The 1,457-nt window shown below is 70.5% G+C and carries 1 protein-coding gene and 1 pseudogene; one reads left to right on the top strand and one right to left on the bottom strand.

The features are described 5' to 3' along the window. Positions 1-32 precede the first annotated feature (32 nt). Positions 33-1,160, bottom strand: a complete 1,128-nt coding sequence (locus BN903_RS03615; protein WP_048076407.1) for a HAMP domain-containing sensor histidine kinase — start codon at positions 1,158-1,160, stop codon at positions 33-35. Between the two features lie 189 nt (positions 1,161-1,349). Here BN903_RS03615 and BN903_RS17875 point away from each other — a divergent pair. Then, positions 1,350-1,457 (top strand): annotated as a pseudogene (locus BN903_RS17875) (alcohol dehydrogenase); the annotation flags it as partial.

Below are 1,457 nucleotides of genomic sequence, written 5' to 3'. Positions count from 1 at the left end.
GTGACCGGCTCGCTGCCGCGCGTCGCGGCCGCTCACGCGCTGTGCGTCGGGTTCGACTCGTTTTCGGGCGATTCCCCGACGTTGAGCGGACCGTCGCAGACGAACTCGAACCGCGCGCCGCCCTCTCGGCTCTCCGTCACCGAGACGGCCCAGTCGTGCGCCTCCGCGATCCGCTCGACGATCGCCAGCCCGAAGCCGGTGCCGTCGGGGGCGGTGGTGTGTCCGGGCTCGAAGACGGCGTCCCGCTGGTCGGGATCGATACCCGGACCGTCGTCCGCGACGTAGAATTCGTCGTCGGTCCGGCCGACGCGGACGCGGACCGCCGCGTCCTCGACGTCCGCGGGTTCCTCCTCGCGCGTCGAGAGCGTCCCGGACGCGATGTGGTAACCCGTCTCGGATTCGTCTCCGGTCGGTCCGGGGCCGGAGAGGGCGTCGACGCCGCCGGGCGTCCCGTGTTCGAGCGCGTTTCGGAAGAGGTTCTCGAAGGCCTGTCGGAGCCTGTCGGGATCGCACGAGACCGTCCCGAGCGGTCCGTCGACGACGAGGGCGGCGTCGGCCGGCTCGCCGACGGTCTCCCACGCCCGATCGACGACCGACCGCAGCTCCGTCGGCTCTGCGGTCCGAACCGTCTCTCCCTCCCGGGCCAGCGTCAGGAGCTCGCCGATGAGGTCGTCCATCCGGTTGAGCGCGTCGAGGGCCCGCTCTAACCGCTCCGTCGCCGCGTCGCCGTCGATGTCGTCGGCCAGTTCGACGTTCCCGACCGCGACGGAGAGGGGATTCCGGAGGTCGTGAGAGACGACGCTCGCGAACTCCTCTAGCCGCTCCCGCTGTCGCTCCAGCCGACGCCGGCGCTCGACGCGCTCGTCCGCCGGGAAGAGGTAACCGACCACGTCGCTGCCGTCGGTCTCCCGGCCGCGCTCGTGGATCCACTGCGACTCCGCGCCGCTCTCGACCCGGTACACGATGTCGACGGGACCGGTCTCTAAGGCCGCGCGGAGCCGGTCACGGTCCTCGTCGGCCACGCAACCGAGCCACCCCCCGTCCGGTCGCTCCGGCAGGTCGAGCCGCGGGTCTCCGGCGGCCTCGACCACGAACCGAGAGGCGTCGCCCTCGGGACGACGGTACGCGATTCCGGGGCGCTGTTCCATTCGTTCCGACACGTGTCAACGAGGCTATTCTGCCATGATAAACCTTACTCGCCTATCACTTGTCATACGGTGAGATCAACTCGAAAACACGCGAAATAATCGGTTCGGGCGACCCGGTAGCCGACTCGGCAGGGAATCCGTCGGCCCCGATCGGGAGGGACCGCCGAGGGAACTTTGTCCCGTCCGCCGGTGTGTGGACGTATGCGCGCAGCGATCCTGCGAGAGTACGGCGAGCCGCTCGCGGTCCGCGACGTTCTGGGCCCCGAACCGGCACCCGACGGGGCCGTCGTCCGCGTGGACGCCTGCGGC

Source organism: Halorubrum sp. AJ67, from assembly GCF_000513435.1.
Note: the sequence above shows the minus strand (reverse complement) of the source record. Positions and strands in the feature narration are given on the sequence as shown.